The organism is Actibacterium sp. (genome assembly GCF_055134745.1).
Genome location: NZ_JBSRVX010000027.1, coordinates 1 through 15,713 on the forward strand (window position 1 = coordinate 1; position 15,713 = coordinate 15,713).

At 56.4% G+C, this 15,713-nt stretch carries 12 protein-coding genes; 7 read left to right on the top strand and 5 right to left on the bottom strand.

The annotated features are described in order from the left end of the window. Nucleotides 1-299: 299 nt before the first annotated feature. The 5 genes from ACTCHC_RS06195 to ACTCHC_RS06215 all read right to left on the bottom strand — a co-directional run bounded on the left by ACTCHC_RS06195 (nucleotide 300) and on the right by ACTCHC_RS06215 (nucleotide 5,757). Nucleotides 300-1,364 (bottom strand): aldo/keto reductase, encoded by a 1,065-nt coding sequence (locus tag ACTCHC_RS06195; RefSeq protein ID WP_463021608.1) that lies wholly within the window; start codon nucleotides 1,362-1,364, stop codon nucleotides 300-302. 180 nt (nucleotides 1,365-1,544) lie between these two features. Further along, nucleotides 1,545-2,423 carry a glycosyltransferase family 2 protein gene (locus ACTCHC_RS06200; RefSeq protein WP_463021609.1) on the bottom strand — a complete coding sequence of 293 codons (879 nt, stop codon included), beginning with the start codon at nucleotides 2,421-2,423 and terminating at the stop codon, nucleotides 1,545-1,547. A 35-nt stretch (nucleotides 2,424-2,458) separates the two neighbouring features. Further along, a complete protein-coding gene (locus tag ACTCHC_RS06205; RefSeq protein ID WP_463021610.1) occupies nucleotides 2,459-3,274 on the bottom strand; it encodes a CpsD/CapB family tyrosine-protein kinase in 816 nt (271 codons plus the stop codon). A gap of 51 nt (nucleotides 3,275-3,325) precedes the next feature. Then, on the bottom strand, nucleotides 3,326-4,858 hold the full coding sequence (locus ACTCHC_RS06210) for a GumC family protein (RefSeq protein ID WP_463021611.1): 1,533 nt from the start codon (nucleotides 4,856-4,858) through the stop codon (nucleotides 3,326-3,328). Beyond that, nucleotides 4,855-5,757, bottom strand: coding sequence for an ExeA family protein (locus tag ACTCHC_RS06215; RefSeq protein ID WP_463021612.1), 903 nt, complete (start codon nucleotides 5,755-5,757; stop codon nucleotides 4,855-4,857). The genes ACTCHC_RS06210 and ACTCHC_RS06215 overlap by 4 nt, the downstream gene beginning before the upstream one ends. Nucleotides 5,758-6,520: 763 nt before the next feature. Between ACTCHC_RS06215 and ACTCHC_RS06220 the strand changes: the two genes are divergently transcribed. The 7 genes from ACTCHC_RS06220 to ACTCHC_RS06250 all read left to right on the top strand — a co-directional run bounded on the left by ACTCHC_RS06220 (nucleotide 6,521) and on the right by ACTCHC_RS06250 (nucleotide 15,704). Beyond that, on the top strand, nucleotides 6,521-7,126 hold the full coding sequence (locus ACTCHC_RS06220) for a sugar transferase (protein ID WP_463021613.1): 606 nt from the start codon (nucleotides 6,521-6,523) through the stop codon (nucleotides 7,124-7,126). A 113-nt stretch (nucleotides 7,127-7,239) separates the two neighbouring features. Beyond that, a complete protein-coding gene (locus tag ACTCHC_RS06225) occupies nucleotides 7,240-9,669 on the top strand; it encodes a tetratricopeptide repeat protein (RefSeq protein WP_463021614.1) in 2,430 nt (809 codons plus the stop codon). Between the two features lie 158 nt (nucleotides 9,670-9,827). Further along, nucleotides 9,828-10,442 (top strand): polysaccharide biosynthesis/export family protein, encoded by a 615-nt coding sequence (locus ACTCHC_RS06230; protein WP_463021615.1) that lies wholly within the window; start codon nucleotides 9,828-9,830, stop codon nucleotides 10,440-10,442. A gap of 98 nt (nucleotides 10,443-10,540) precedes the next feature. Then, nucleotides 10,541-11,821, top strand: a complete 1,281-nt coding sequence (locus ACTCHC_RS06235) for a hypothetical protein (RefSeq protein ID WP_463021616.1) — start codon at nucleotides 10,541-10,543, stop codon at nucleotides 11,819-11,821. Between the two features lie 145 nt (nucleotides 11,822-11,966). Then, nucleotides 11,967-13,577 (top strand): VPLPA-CTERM-specific exosortase XrtD, encoded by a 1,611-nt coding sequence (xrtD, locus tag ACTCHC_RS06240; protein ID WP_463021617.1) that lies wholly within the window; start codon nucleotides 11,967-11,969, stop codon nucleotides 13,575-13,577. A 4-nt stretch (nucleotides 13,578-13,581) separates the two neighbouring features. Beyond that, nucleotides 13,582-14,250 (top strand): rhomboid family intramembrane serine protease, encoded by a 669-nt coding sequence (locus ACTCHC_RS06245; RefSeq protein WP_463021618.1) that lies wholly within the window; start codon nucleotides 13,582-13,584, stop codon nucleotides 14,248-14,250. Nucleotides 14,251-14,435: 185 nt separating this feature from the next. Next, on the top strand, nucleotides 14,436-15,704 hold the full coding sequence (locus ACTCHC_RS06250) for a nucleotide sugar dehydrogenase (RefSeq protein WP_463021619.1): 1,269 nt from the start codon (nucleotides 14,436-14,438) through the stop codon (nucleotides 15,702-15,704). The last annotated feature ends 9 nt before the right edge of the window (nucleotides 15,705-15,713 follow it).

Genomic DNA, 15,713 nt, shown 5'->3' on the forward strand with positions numbered 1-15,713 from the left:
TATGCGGTTCAGCTCGCGCTCGCTCATGATCAACATTCCCACGGACACACTCCAATCCTGCTTGATCAACAGGGAAGTGTGACATTTCTACTTTGCAGATGTGGGACATTTTAACTTTGCGCGTACATATCTACAACCGATAAGATTTATTATGTTTATCGAAAACCTTATTGCGGTCGCTATGGCCTCGCGCGCATCGCAACGTCAGGCCGGATTTGCTGTCCTGGTCCGATCTGCATAACACCTAAACCACACTTGGAATGGCAACGGTCGGGCTTAAGGAATGCAACGGCGATCATCTAAACCGGATCTTGGCCAATGCTCCAGCTTTTGCCGGTAAAGGGAAAACCCTTGGGCACCTTTGTCGCGGCCCCATAGGTTTGAATCCAGCCGGGATAGGTTGGCAAGACTTTGCTGGCTGCATCCAGCTCCGCCAGATCATCTTCGCTCAGGCTGATCTCCAATGATTTGAGATTATCTGCAAGTTGATCGGCGCGTTTGACACCTGTGATCACGCTCGTCACGTGTTTCTGCGCCAATAGCCAGGCAAGGGCGATCTGCGAACAGGTTGCATCGTGTCGGGTCGCCACGATCTGCAAGGCATTGATGACATCATAAGTCTTTTCCAGATCGACGGGCGGGAAATTTATCGTGCTGCGACGTGCCGCCGGATCGCTTGCACCATCGCGGCTGAATTTTCCAGACAATAACCCGCCGGCAAGAGGGCTCCAGCAGATCAGGCCGACCCCGGAGTCATTCAGCGCAGGAACCAGTTCGCGCTCGATGTCACGCCCGGCCAACGAATAGAACGATTGAATAGACGCAAACTTGCCCAGTCCCTTTCTTTCGGAAATGCCAAGCGCCTTGACCAGTTGCCACGCCATGAAGTTCGAGCATCCTATGGCACGTACCTTGCCCTGGCGCAGCATGTCGTCCAAGGCGCGCAACGTTTCATCCAGCGGCGTCCAGGGATCAAAATTATGCAGCTGATAAAGGTCAATGTGATCTGTCTTAAGCCGTCGCAGGCTATCTTCAAGCGCACGCATCATATGCAAGCGTGTCAGACCGGAATGGTTGGGCAATGATCCCACTGTTCCACCGCATTTTGTTGCAAGGACAACCTCGTTGCGGCGCCCGCGCAAGGCCTCGCCGAGCCGGATCTCGGACTCTCCGGCGCTATATACATCCGCACTATCTACAAAGTTGATACCCGCTTCGATCGCCTGACCGACGATTTCATCCACCTGGGGCTGGCTTAACCCGCCCAAAACCTTAGCAATGGCGCTATCCCCGCCAAAGGTCATGGTGCCCAGGCAAAGACGCGACACAAAAATTCCGGACTGACCTAGTTGTGCAAATTGCATGATGTTTTTCTCCTATGACTGCGAGAGAGACAAACACATGACTCTCTGGCGGCGCGCATCTCGAATTGATTGAAATCGAAGATGTGCTGGGAATATGACGATCGATGAAAAGGCCAGAACCCGATTACATCAAACGCTCTTTATCATATATTGCAACGAAGGCAGGTCTTGTTGTCTTGACTAAACCCCGCGATATGCCTGTGTCAGCATCCAGCGCGCGCGCAGCAAACGCAACCGCATCAACGCAAATGCGGTGCGACTGCGTTCGGTCGGGGATTTCAACTGCGCGGCAGTCAGAACCTTTGGCAGATGCGCAAGCACGCTGACCGGCATCAACATGGCCCGTCCTGCCCATTTCAATCGGCCCATGGGGCGCCGGCGTATCAGCTCAAAATTCTCATCCGTCATGCGGCGCCATTTTCGGACCAGCGCGGGCCAATCCGATCGTGTCGGATGTCGCACGACCAATGCATCTTCGTATAGCAGCCGAAACCCTTTTTGAGTCGCCCTGTGGCACCAATCCACATCTTCGGACACACCAGCATGCAGCGGTCCGACCTGATTGAACACCTCGCGCGTGGTCAGCAGGTTGGCGGTGACCGAGAAACCCTTTTTTTCGACATAGGCTTTCTGATCAAAGGCAAAGACCGTTTCGAATCCCTGTGCACCACTGCGCGGGCCATCGCCCTCGTCAAATACATCAATCCGCCCGCCTATGACCGTATCGGGTGAAACAACCTGCATCGCCGTTTCCAGCCATGACGGGTCAGGTATGCAATCGGCATCCAGAAAGAAAAGATTGGGCGCGGTGGTTTCCAGAACGCCACGGTTCCGGGCTGCGGCGGCGCCTTTGGTTGGCTCGGTCACGAACCGGACCGTTGGAAAACGGCTCGACAGCCCTTTCAGCGAGACAGGTGACTGGTTGTCGACAACCACAACCTCGACCGTGTGCGGAACCGTCGGCACAAGCGCGGCCAGACAACGGCCCAGCCGATCATGATCATTGTAATGCGGAATGATGACCGCATACGACGCATCATCAGTGCTGCGCTGTGCCATGGGTTTCACCTTGCCCCGCCCCGCATTTGTGCAGGTCAGTATTTATAGCCATACCCATAGGCATCATCGGGGAATCGGCATTTGTTCAGGACGACCCCAAGAATATTCGTCTGTTCGGCCAGTTCACGTTCGCAAAGGTCGATCTGCTTTGGGGTCGATACCCCGGCCTCGGCGATGATCAGGGCACAATCGACATTGCCCAGGAACGCACGCGTATCGTCATTCGCCAGCATCGGTGGCATGTCGAACAGCATGATCCCAGGCTGATAATCTGCCTCGATCCCGTCAATGATTTCGGCGGTCCGCGACCGCAGGAAAAGCTCGGACGGGTCGCGTGCGTAATGGTAATTTATCGACACGGCCAGGTTCTTGCCCAAACGGCGCGCCTGCTGAGCAAATGTAACCCGTTGTTCCAGAACGTCAAAGACGCTGTATTCGCCGGTGCAGCCAAACAGCTTTGCCAGGCTGGGCCGTCGCATGTCCATTTCCATCAAGACGATGTTCTGATCGACCTGCCGCCCCAGCCCTACGGCCAGATTGGCAGCGGTCGTGCTTTTGCCGCTGCCCGGGCTGGGGGATGTGATTGCCAGCCGCCGCCAGCCATTCGACTTCATCATCTGATAGACCTTGGTGCGCAGCATGTCGTAAGACGTCGCCTGTGCGCCCCCCGCTTGTGCGATGATGCGCTGTTGTTGCAAAGATTTTTCATCTTGCTCCATCGGTGCAAGCGCATCCCACGCCTCTTGGGTTGCACTTGGAACAAACCCCTCGGTCAACAAGCCATTCGTACGACCACCGCCCGCGCCGCGCTTTTTGCGGGCCTGTTCCAGGGCTGCCTGCAGTTTTTCCATCTCTATCCTCGTTCCGAAAATGGCCGTGACATGCCCGGCCTTCAGTTCAGCCTACAGCCCCAGCCGTTCCATGAATTGTGTCCAGACCAGATCCAGCGGCATGACTTGCGTCTGCACGAAGTAGAGCCCCAGCACGATCAAGGCGATAATGGCAATCACGACCCCGACGATAACCATCCGGCGGCGCGATGCCTGAACCGGCGAATGCATATAGGGGATCGAAGCGAGCGGCGTGATGCCCAGTGCCTTGGTCAGATCGGTGGGTCGCCGAATGGATTTGTCCAGGAACTCCAGCACCATGACCAGGCCAAATCCGGCGGCGAGACCCCCAAAAACCCCGCCAACGGCGATCAGGGGCCGGTTCGGGCTGGCCGGTTCGGTGGGGGCGACTGCCTGCTCGATGATGGTGATCCGCTGCCCTTTGGACAACAGCTCGATCCGTTCACCGGTTGCGGCCTGCGACAGCCGTGCCACGGCCGTATTATACTGCTGCTGGATATTTGTGAAATCACGCTGCAAGGCTTGCAGGGTAATCGAGTTACCCGGCGTTGCGTCGATTGTTTTGCCAACATCCTCAAGCTGCTGCTGAATGGTCGGGATCTGCGCGTCGATTGTCGCGATGCGGGAATCGATCTGCGCAAGCTGAGCATCCAGTGCCGCGTTACCCTGGCTGTTAGAGATGACACCCACCTGCCCGCCGATCGAAGCCTCCAGTTGTTCGATACGTGCGCGCAGCACCTTAACCTTGGGGTTCTGTTCCGAATAGATCGCCAGCGCGGCGACCAGCTGATCCTGCAGCTGGACAAGCTGGCGCTGTTCGGGGGTCATATTCGCCGTGGGCGCCGCTGCCGCCGACAACTGGCCGGTGGACTGGAAAACCTCGATCAGGCGCTGTCGCTGGTCCTGCAGGGCCGCCTTGTCGCGCAACAACTGATCATATTGTCCCTGCAACGATGTCTGGCGCTGCAATTGGTAATTCAGCGCCGTTGGCAATGCCGCCCCGGCGGCATTCTGGAATTCCAGTATCTTGGCGCCCTTCACATCCAGCTCGGCACTCAGCCGTTCGACCTCTTTCTTGAAAAAGTCCAGTGTCTCCTCGGCCATGCTGGTCCGCAGGCGCACGTTTTCATCCAGGATGCGCGTGACATAATCGTTGACCACATTTGCAACCACCTGAGCAGAGCGGCCTTTGAACCCAATGCTCATGAATGTTGCGCTGTTCTTGCCGCTGGACCCGTTCAGATTGGTATCGCGGCGCATCGCGTTCACGATCTCATCAGCGCTCATTTCATCAATGTTTTCATAAACATTGTGTTTTCTCGCCAGGTCGATCAGCGTGGCGCGGGTCATGGTGCGTTGCTGGATGATCTGCAACTGCTCGGGCGCGTTCGTCTGAACCGTCGAGGCCGCCAGGTTACCGGGTATCTGCGCCGATTCAATCAGCAGGACCGCGCGTGTCGAATAGACCGTCGGCAGGAACAGAGCCAGACCCAGCGCAATAGCGATCAGGACGGCGCAGGTAATCAGGAATACCGGCAGGCGCCGACCAAAGGCGGAAAGATGGTATTTGATGTCCGAATTCATTCAGCAGCCTCATCGCGCTTGGTTGGGGCGGTTGTGGGCAAATCGCCGGGGTCTTCCGATGCCCGGGTTATCAGGAATATATTATCTTCCAGAACCTCTTTCACCGTATCCGCATCAATATAGGCGTTTTCAACCGCAGCAGCATAAACCATTGATATATCACATATTTTGTTTGTCAGCCGCGGAATACCAGACGAATATTCAAAGATCAGCTTGATCGCGTCCTTGGTAAATTCCTTGCCTGTTCCGCCCGCATGTTTCAGCCGATGTTCGATATAGGCTTCGGTGCTTTCCAGATCCATTGCGCTCAGGTGAAAACTCGCCACCACGCGCTGGGCAAATTGACGCAAGCTGGGGCGTGTGACCATTTCGCGCAGCTCTGGCTGACCAACCAGGATCAGCTGAATCAACTCATCCTTGTTGGAATTTATATTGGTCAGCATGCGCAATTCTTCCAGCGCCTCGACCGAAAGATTCTGCGCCTCGTCGATGATCACAGCCACGCGCCGGCCCGCCGCATATTCCTGCAACAGGAAATCCTGCAGCAACTGGAACATACCTACATAGTCGGAATGGGGATCGACCGGGATACCGAGTGCGTTCAGAATCCAGCGCAGCAGATCGCCCCGCCCACCCTGGGCGTTCGACACAAGGCCGACGGTTGTGTCCTGCTCCACCGCTTTCAGCAGCGCTTGCACAAGCGTGGTCTTGCCAACGCCAACCTCGCCGGTGATCACCGTAATGGGTGCCCGCGACACGATCCCGTATTCAAGTAGCGTAAATGCACGGCGATACGAGCCGGTCCAGAAAATGAAATCCGGATCCGGAAGCAGGGTAAACGGGCGTTCTTTCAGTTTGAAGAACTCTGTATATATTCCGGTGCTGACCAAAGTACTCACCTGCAATCCTACTCCCCTGATCGGCATCGTCGTCTGTGTTACGGCTCTGGGACCGGCCAGAACGCCCTGCCATATGCGGGAAGTCACCAAGCCAATCTGATACCCGTTTTTTTGTCGGGGTTCACCCCATAAGTCACCTAAATTCACCGTGTTGTTTCGCAGACGCGACAATGCCCGCTGATTGGGCATGTTGGCCAGCGGAAGGAACCAATAATACGGCCTTCAGACGTTGACTTACTTCGGACCGCTTCCATTTTCTGCTGCAATGCGGCATTGCTAAGCCGTTGTCACATCATCGATTCTGCGGCGCAAAAAACCACCACAGCGGAATTCGATTCGCGAAAGATCGTAGAATGAACCGTAAAAGTCCGCAGGTTTTTCGGCTATTGTTTACAAACGGACATCTACATTTTGTCGTTTGCACGAAATTTGGCACAAATGCAGCAAAAACGAAAACGTCATTTCTGCATCAAAATTCAAAATTTTACTTTATTTTCAATTATTTACGGCGCGATGCGCAGGTTTGTGCCGACGCACCCAAATTGCCCGGCTCAGGCTTCAGTGCTATACAGTCTGCGTTGATACCGGTCCTTGATAACATCCGGTCAGCGTTTAAGTGGGTAACAGTGTTGACCCTTCAATTGTTTCCGAGGCACCGACCCGGTGTTGGTGGGTTTAGATGACGGTAAATTTTCCGAAAAACCCGAAAGAGGCTGAGTTGCTTACAAAATCCGAAATCATTGCGCCTCGCACCGGTAAAGAAATGTTTTACAGACGTTATACAAAGCGCCTTTTTGATCTGGTTGCGCTGGTCTTGCTTGTCCCGATCGTGGTTCCCATCATCACGGTTCTGGCCATTCTTGTCGCGCTTGACGGACACAATCCGTTCTACCGCCAGGAGCGCGTGGGCAAAGGTGGCCGTGTGTTCAAGATGTGGAAGTTGCGCACGATGATGCCCAACGCCGAAGCCCATCTGGAAACCTACCTTTCCAAGAACGCCGAAGCGCGCGCCGAATGGGACAGCTCGCAAAAGCTGAAGAACGATCCGCGCATCACATGGATGGGCAAGTTCCTGCGCAAGACCTCGCTCGATGAGCTTCCGCAGCTTCTGAACGTCCTGGTCGGTGACATGTCCCTGGTCGGGCCGCGCCCGATGATGTGTTCGCAGCGCGATCTTTACCCGGGATCGGCCTATTACAATCTTCGCCCCGGCATCACTGGCCCCTGGCAAGTATCCAACCGGAACGACAGCGAATTCAAAAGCCGCGCGATCTTCGACGGGCGCTATGACAATGAAGTCTCGCTGAAAACCGACCTGATGATTCTGTTGCGCACTGTCGCGGTTGTCATCAAGGGTACCGGTTACTAATTCTGACATTGACCTGAATTTTGCCTTATTGGCGCGCGAATGTATTCGCGCGCTTTAGGGTTGTGTCGGGAATGCTATATGTCCAGACAAGAACAAAGCAGTATGGTGGGCAGATGAAACTGGCTAATTTCGTTCGTGTTATTGTGGTGATTGGCAGCGTTTTCTTGCTGTCGGCCTGCGATACCGCTGAAGAACGGGCCGAAAAACATTATCAGAATGGTCTTCGACTTCTGCAGGCTGGTGACGAAAGCCGCGCCCTGCTGGAATTCAAGAACGTCTTCAAGCTGGACAGTGAACATCTGGATGCCCGCCTGATCTATGCCAAGACGGTTCTGGCGCGCGGCAATACCCAGGAAGCGTATGGCCAATATCTTCGGATCGCGGAACAAGACCCCACGAATGTCGAAGCCCGCAAGGCAATGGCCGGAATCGCGCTGCGCTCCAACAATTGGGACGCGGCCGCGGTGCAGGGAGGCAAGGCACTGGAACTGGCACCGGATGATCCCTCGATTCAGGCGATCGGACTGGCGCTGCGCTATCACGATGCGCTTACCGTCAATAATATCGCGCTGCAAAAGGAAACTCTGGAAAAGGCCCTGGCTTTGAAAGCGGTCCTTCCCACTGACGAGATTCTGCGAAACCTGATGATCGAAGGGCTGATCCGCGACGGTCAGGAAAGTGCAGCCCTGCGGGAAATCGACGAAACCATCGCCCTTTTCCCTGAAAACATCCTTTTGTATCGACTGCGGTTGCAGCTATTGACAGCGCGCGGCGACGACGCGGCTGTCGAACAGCGCCTTCGGGAAATGGTCGCCGCCTTCCCCGACGACCAAACCTCGAAAAGCCAGCTGATCCGGTTCTATATGTCGCGCAACGATCTTGATCGCGCCGAAACCTTTCTGCGCGGACAGATCACGCCAGACAAGCGGGACGACGATTCGCGCATAACCCTGGTGCAGTTTCTGGCCACGGCGCGTGGATATGATGCAGCGCGCTCAGAACTGGACAAGCTGATCGAGGAAGGCACGAACACCGACCGTTTCCGCGCAATGCGCGCCGGGCTGGATTTCGATGCCGGCAAACACGATCAGGCGATTGCCGAATTGCAAGACATCGTTACCAATGCACCTGCCTCGGCGCAGACGCATGACATCAAGATCACGCTGGCCCGCATTCTGGCGCAGACTGGCAACGAAGTTGGGGCCCGCGCCCTGGTCGAAGGGGTGCTTGAGGAAGACCCCGGCATGGTCGAAGCCCTGAAAATGCAGGCTCAGTGGTATATCAATAACGACCAGACCGATCTTGCGATCAATTCACTGCGCAAGGCATTGGATCAAAGCCCCTCGGACCCGTCCATCATGACAATCATGGCCGGCGCGCATATGCGCAATGGCGATCGCGAACTGGCCGGTGAATTGCTGGCGCTGGCGGTGAATGCCTCTGCCCGCGCGCCGGCCGAAAGCCTGCGTTACGCCCGTTTTCTTGTTTCGGCCAACAAGCCGCTGGCAGCCGAAAGCGTGTTACTGGATGCATTGCGGCAGGCACCCGGCAATATCGACATCCTGACCGACCTTGGCAGCATCTATGTCCAGTTGAAAGACTGGCCGCGCGCCGAACAGGTTGAACGCGCACTGCGCGGCATGAACTCCCCCGCGACCCTGGCGCTGGCCGATCAGATCAGGTTGGCAATCCTGCGTGGTAAAGAAAACTATTCCGATGCGCTGGCCTTTCTTGAAAGCCTCAGCCAGGAACAGGGTGACAACACGGCGGCCAAGATCGCCATCATTCGTTCGCATATGCTTGGCGGAAACCCACAGGCCGCCCGCAGTTATCTGAACCAGCTTCTGGCCGAAAACCCCGATTCATCCGTGTTCAAGTTTCTCGACGCTGCGGTTGCGTCTGCCAACGGTGATTTCAAGGCCGCCGAAGATCGCTATCGCGCGCTTCTGGCCGAAAATGACAAGATCGAGCGCCTGTGGCTGGAGCTGGTTCGCACGCTTAGCCGCGACGGCCGTGACGACGAAGCCAAAACCACGCTTGATCAGGCGCTGAACGTCTTGCCCGAAGGGCGCGACCTGCGCTGGGCCAAGGCAACTTTCCTGGAGCGAGATGGCGATCTGGAAGGGGCGATCAAGCTGTATGAATCGCTTTACTCTGAAAACACGTCCACCAGCGTGATCGCCAACAACCTGGCCAGCCTGTTGTCGGTGGCCCGCGATGATGACCAAAGCCTTGAACGCGCCTATGCCGTTGCGCGCCGCCTGCGCGGCAGCGATTTTCCGCCCTATCAGGACACCTATGGCTGGATCGCCTATCGGCGCGGCAATATTTCCGAGGCACTTGAAAACCTGGAGCCCGCCGCAAGGGGTCTGCCCCAGGATCCCCTGGTTCAGTATCATCTTGGAATGGCCTATCTGGCGGCGAATCGTGATGCAGACGCCCTGCGCCAGTTGCGTCTTGCGGTCGACCTGGCCGGCGACGACAGCCGCCCGCAATTTGAAGCGGCACGTCAGGAAATCGCCCGTCTGGAGCAGGGCGAATAGTCGCATTCAAAAAACGATGTGTTGCCACCGGGCGACGCTTCGCTGCAAGATGACACCCAACCGGCGCCCAACTTTTAAAATAATTTTGCCTTTTCGGTGTGATAGGGCGTATCACTCAGTCAACTTGCTGTGGGGGCGCAGCCAAAGAGGATCCGATCATGAAACGCATCGCGCTTATTCTACTGTCACTTTTTGTCACCGCTTCTGCCGCCGCCGCGCAACAGGGCAATTATCTGATTCAACCAGGCGACAACCTGCGGATCGAAGTTCTGGAAGACGCCACGCTGAATCGCAATACACTGGTTCTTCCCGATGGACGCATCAGCTTTCCGTTTGCCGGATCGGTTCTGGCAGCCGGACGCACCGTGAATCAGGTCGAGCGCGCGATTGCCGCCGGTATCGCGTCGAACTTTTCGACCGAACCCAATGTTTATGTCGCCGTTGCCAATCTTTCGCCTGCCACCGCAGCCGCAGCAGCGGCCGCCGCATCGCCAATGATCAACGTCTTCGTGATGGGTGAGGTCAACGGCGCCGGCGTCAAGGCGGTCGAACCGGGCACGACATTGTTGCAAGCCCTGTCGCAAAGCGGTGGCTTCACAAAATTCGCGGCGACGAAGCGTGTGCAGTTGCGCCGGATTGATCCCGCCACCGGTGTAGAGCAAGTCTACACCATCAATTACCGCGCATTGGCCAACGGCGCGGCATTCACTGGCAATGCCGTTCTTGCCGATGGCGATGTCATTCTTGTTCCCGAAAGGCGCCTGTTCGAGTGACGAAGAAAATATTCCGATCCAGACTGACATCCACCTTTGGGCTGATCACTGTCTGCGCATGGCCGCTTTCGGGCGCCATTGCGCAACAGGGTGGTCCAGTGTTGACCTTCACGCTGGATGAATCTCTCAAGGCGACGGACAATTACAACTTTGTTGTGAACCCGACCGGGACAACGATCTATTCGCAGACCGACCTTGGCTTCGCGCTGTTCAGCGAAAACAACGCGCATACGCTTCGTCTGAATGGCGGCGCGGCGCTGCGTGCGGGCGATTTCAGCGGCCAGTCTGACGCCAAAGTGACCAATCCTTTCGTTCAGCTTGCCTATACGCAAAGCACTTCGACCAGCCTGCTCAGCGCAGATGCGCGCTACAGCTTTTCCGATGTGAACAATAGTATCCTGTCGCCCAGCTTCGACCCTACCGATCTGAGCGTCAGCGGCGGCGAGCGCGAAGTTTATCAATTTGGTCTTGGGCTGGATACCGGGATCGGCGCGCCGTTCGGCCTGTCGCTGAAGGCCGACTATCTGGCGCGAGACTTTTCCAACACAACCGACCCGTCGCTTTTTGACAACGAAACCGCATCGTTCGACGGAACGGCTCGCTTCCAGATCAACCCCACGACGGTCGGCCGCATTATCGCCCGTATCAAGGATTATGACTCGGAAGACGTCAACCAAACCGCCCGCCTGACGACGGGTTTTGGGTTGGGGCTGGATTACGACATTTCGCCCGCCTTGCGTTTTTCGGGCGATTTGACCCAAAATCGCACTGAAACCACCCGCACGGTTGGCCTTGTCAGCACAACTGCCGTCCGTGAGGGTGTCGGGCTGGCGCTTAATTTTGATCTGGACAGACCCAACGGCCAGATCACCACAAGCTATACAAGCAATGTGTTTTCCACCGGCCGGCGCGATACGATCACCATCGGGCGATCGCTTGATTTTCCCCTGGCAACGCTGCGCGCGTCGCTGGGTGTCACGAAATCCGACAACACCGATGCAGAGCCCGTGGCTAACCTGAACTACAAGCGTCAGCTCAAGACCGGCACGTTCACGGCGTCGCTGTCACAGGCCGCGTTGACCGACAATAGCGGAAACGAAGCCCTGCGCAGCCAGTTTTCCGCAGGATATCAATATGATATCAATTCTGTGTCAAAGTTTGGCGCAACATTCTCCTATTCGGATTATAATGTTCTGACGCCCGGCGGCACGGATACACAGCGCACCAAGGCCAAGATTACCTATACCCGCAGCCTGACGCCCAATTGGGACATGAATACTGGCTATGAATATGACCTGTCCGAGAAAACAGGCCGGGCGGATATCGACGCGAATACGGTGTTCTTTGGCATTCAGCGCAGTTTCTCGTTCATACCTTAAGCACGGTATCGCAAAGACTGTTTCCAGTTTCGGCACAAGCAGTTGCCAATTCCTTGGCTCTGCGCGTGCCTGTGGAAAACTCTGACAGAGATGCTATAGATAGGCTTGTATATCGCGGCATGTTTCTGCGGTGCAGAATCACTGGGTGAACAGGTTCAGGTTGCAAAGCGTTCAGAATTCCAGCCTTCAATCCTTGTTCCGGTCGGCAAATCCGGCGGGGTTGTTCTGGTTTACGGCGCTGTGTCTGACTGCCGTGCCGCTGTTCTGGATCGGGTTCGCATCGCTCGGCCGGTCCTGGACCACGCCGGAATACAGCTATGGCGTGTTGATCCCCTTCATATCGCTGTATCTGTTCTTGCGCGAATTGCGGCGCATGCCGCTGCCTGCTGAAAGTGTTGCCGACAGGCTGCCCGGTATCATCGTTATTGGCGCGGCCTTGCTGATTGCCCTGTTGGGCAATGTCATCCGAATTCCCGACTTTGTCACTTATGGCTTTATTCTGTGGGTCGGGGGCGTGACCCTGACGGTGTTCGGGTGGGATCGTGGCCGCAAGCATTGGGCGCCGGTGCTGCATCTGATCTTCATGTTGCCACTGCCGCAATTTCTGTATTGGAAATTGTCGATCGTCTTGCAGGGCATATCGTCGGAACTGGGCGTCTGGTTCGTTTCGCTGGCAGGTATACCGGTGTTTCTGGAAGGCAATATCATCGACCTGGGAGTCTATCAGCTTCAGGTTGCCGAAGCCTGTTCGGGTTTGCGCTATCTGTTCCCGATCCTGTCGTTTTCGTATCTGTTCGCGATCCTATATCGCGGCCCGGTCTGGCATAAGGCGGTTCTGTTGCTGTCAGCCGGCCCGCTGACCGTTTTGATGAACTCGTTCCGGATCGGGATGATCGGCGTTCTGGTCAACAGCTATGGCATCCAGCAAGCCGAAGGGTTTCTGCATTTCTTCGAAGGCTGGGTGATCTTTCTGTCCTGTATCGCCATTCTATTCGGAATGGCCATTGCCTTGCAGCGGCTGACACCCAATCCGCTGTCGCTGTCGGATGCGATAGATCTGGATTTCCAGGGTTTTGGCGGCATTCTGGCGCGGTTCCTGACCATTCGCCCCGCTGGCGCGATGATGGTGGCCACCGCGATCACGCTGGTCATCACGCTGGCCTGGGGCACGATGAAGCCGACCGAGGCACCGCCGATAGAGCGTGATCCATTCACCCTGTTTCCCAGTTCGATCGGGTCATGGTCGGGTGTGCGCCAGCGCTTGGATCAGGATGTAGAGCGCACGCTCAGCGCGGATGACTATATCAACGTGACCTTTGCAGCGCCTGGTGAACGGGGCGTCGTCAACCAGTTTATCGCATTCTATCACAACCAGACCGACGGCACCGGCATTCATTCCCCCGAGGTCTGTCTGCCAGTCGGCGGTTGGGAAGTGTATTCACTTGATCCCTACAATGTCTCATTCCCCGACACGCCCTATGGCACCTTTGCGGTAAACCGCGCGGTCATCGAAAAGGGCGTTTCGCGGCAGTTGGTCTATTACTGGTTTGAACAGCGCGGCAAACGCATGACCAATGACTATTTGGCCAAGGCGTCGGTATTGTATGACAGCCTGACAATGGGGCGCACCGATGGGGCGCTGGTGCGTTTTGTGACGCCAATTGCCGAAGACGAAACCGAGGCCGATGCCGACATTCGACTGCACCGCTTCATGGAACTGAGCCTGCCAAAACTTCCCCGCTTTGTCCCGGAATAGGGCGATGAGTCGCGTTGAATCCGATGGTTCCGCGGCGGGCGCCAGACATCGCGCCCGCGGATCGGCGGCGCTGTTTCCGGTTGGTCTGATCATCGTCTGCACAGTAATCGAACTCGTCCTGTCTGCAGCGGATGCTGGTCTTGGTGGCTGGCCCCGGTTGCGGCTGGCGGCCTATGAATTTGGCGGCTTCTGGCCGGGTCTGCTGTATGGCTGGACGCCAAACTTTCCCGGTCAGGCAATTACCATGTTTGTGACCTATGGGTTTTTGCATGGGGGGCTAATCCATCTGGGCGTCAATATGTTTACGCTCTATTCATTGGGGCGCTCAATCGTCTGGCGGGTCGGCAATCTGTGGTTCATGGCCATTTATGGATTCTCCCTGCTGACAGGGGCGCTGGCCTATGGGCTGTTGACCAGCAGCCTGCAACCGATGGTAGGCGCATCCGGGGCGCTCTTCGGGCTTGCCGGGGCGATTGTCGGCTGGGCCTATGCTGATCGGCGCGCGCTACGTCTGGGCCAATGGCCTGTGATCCGGGCTTTGGGATATCTGATCGGTCTGAATGTCGCCCTGTGGTGGGCGATGAACGGGCATCTGGCCTGGCAAACCCATCTTGGCGGTTTTCTAGGCGGCTGGGCCATGGCGGTCGTGATCGAGCGTGCAGCATCTCGTTGACCGATTTTGCCATCCTGATGGCGGATTCATGCGCATCCGTGGCAGTTTCTGGCTGTCGGGCAGGCAGAAACGCGGCTGGAATTAGGTAATACCGTGACTTGGAAACTTTCGTGTAGAAACCGTTACTTAGAGAGTTTAGCCTGTCGCGCAATACAGGCCGACTATCGGGCAAGGATCGACTGGTAATGAAAATAGTAATTCTGGGTTTGGGGTATGTCGGGTTCACGGCCGGCTGCTGTATCGCAAGCGAGGGTCATACCGTCATCGGGATCGACCCCAATCGCAAGAAGGTCGATGCCATCAACGCGGGCACGGCACCGATTGTCGAACCCAAGGTTCAGGACATGCTGCAAGCCGCGCTGCGCGATGGCCTTTTTGCGGCCGATACCGCAATTGGCGATCACCTGTCCGGGGCCGATCTGGCGATCGTCTGTGTGGGCACACCTTCTGCACCGGATGGCGCGCATGACATGCGCTATATCGCGGATGTGTCGGTTCAGATTGCAGATGCGATGAAACGGCGCCCTGACAGCAAACTGACCGTCGCCTATCGGTCGACCATTCGCCCCGGCACAATAGAAGAGCTGATCCAGCCCATCTTTGCTGCGGCCCTTGGTGCCGATAGTCCCGACCGCGTCGCGCTGGTCTATAACCCCGAATTCCTGCGCGAAGGTTCTGCGGTTCAGGATTATTTCGAGCCCCCGAAGATCGTGATCGGCACTTCAGATGGCAAGCCTAACAAGGCGATGCAGTCGCTGAACCAGAACATCGACGCGCCGACTTTCCTGGTAGGTTTTCGCGAGGCGGAAATCACGAAATTCGTCGATAACACCTGGCACGCGGTCAAGGTTGCCTTTGCCAATGAGATCGGGCGCGTATGTCTGAACGCAGGAATTTCGGCACAGAAGGTGCATGAGATTTTCGTATCGGACACCAAGCTGAACATTTCGCCCTATTACACCCGGCCCGGTGGCGCGTTTGGCGGATCATGTCTGCCCAAGGATGTGCGCGCATTGCAGCATATCGGGGCCGATATCGGGGCCAATCTGCATCTGGTCGACAGCCTGATCCGTTCGAACGAAGCGCATAAACATGCCCTGTTCGAATATGCAGCCGGCGGTTTGCCTGCTGGCGCGCGCATCCTGATTGCTGGGCTGGCATTCAAGGCCGGAACCGACGATCTGCGTGAAAGCCCGAATGTCGATCTGGCGCGCAAGTTGCTGGCCGCAGGCTTTACGGTCGAAATCTTCGATCCCGCGATCGAGGCCGACATGCTGATAGGTGCCAATCTGGGCTATGCTTATTCCCGACTGCCCACGCTGGAGCGATTGCTGATCGCCAAGGCCGATGCCGAGACGCGCAGCTATGACCGCGTTCTGGCCACGAATGCGACCATAAAATTGCTGAATTTGCCTGATAGCCTTTCCATATTGGATATCGGAACGTTGAAGTAATCGACATTG

What these genes read in the sequence shown, in the direction of transcription:
- ACTCHC_RS06195 (WP_463021608.1), bottom strand. Translation starts at nt 1,364, where the DNA reads ATGCAATTTGCACAACTAGGTCAGTCCGGAATTTTTGTGTCGCGTCTT.
- ACTCHC_RS06200 (WP_463021609.1), bottom strand. Translation starts at nt 2,423, where the DNA reads ATGGCACAGCGCAGCACTGATGATGCGTCGTATGCGGTCATCATTCCG.
- ACTCHC_RS06205 (WP_463021610.1), bottom strand. Translation starts at nt 3,274, where the DNA reads ATGGAAAAACTGCAGGCAGCCCTGGAACAGGCCCGCAAAAAGCGCGGC.
- ACTCHC_RS06210 (WP_463021611.1), bottom strand. Translation starts at nt 4,858, where the DNA reads ATGAATTCGGACATCAAATACCATCTTTCCGCCTTTGGTCGGCGCCTG.
- ACTCHC_RS06220 (WP_463021613.1), top strand. Translation starts at nt 6,521, where the DNA reads ATGTTTTACAGACGTTATACAAAGCGCCTTTTTGATCTGGTTGCGCTG.
- ACTCHC_RS06225 (WP_463021614.1), top strand. Translation starts at nt 7,240, where the DNA reads ATGAAACTGGCTAATTTCGTTCGTGTTATTGTGGTGATTGGCAGCGTT.
- ACTCHC_RS06230 (WP_463021615.1), top strand. Translation starts at nt 9,828, where the DNA reads ATGAAACGCATCGCGCTTATTCTACTGTCACTTTTTGTCACCGCTTCT.
- ACTCHC_RS06245 (WP_463021618.1), top strand. Translation starts at nt 13,582, where the DNA reads ATGAGTCGCGTTGAATCCGATGGTTCCGCGGCGGGCGCCAGACATCGC.
- ACTCHC_RS06250 (WP_463021619.1), top strand. Translation starts at nt 14,436, where the DNA reads ATGAAAATAGTAATTCTGGGTTTGGGGTATGTCGGGTTCACGGCCGGC.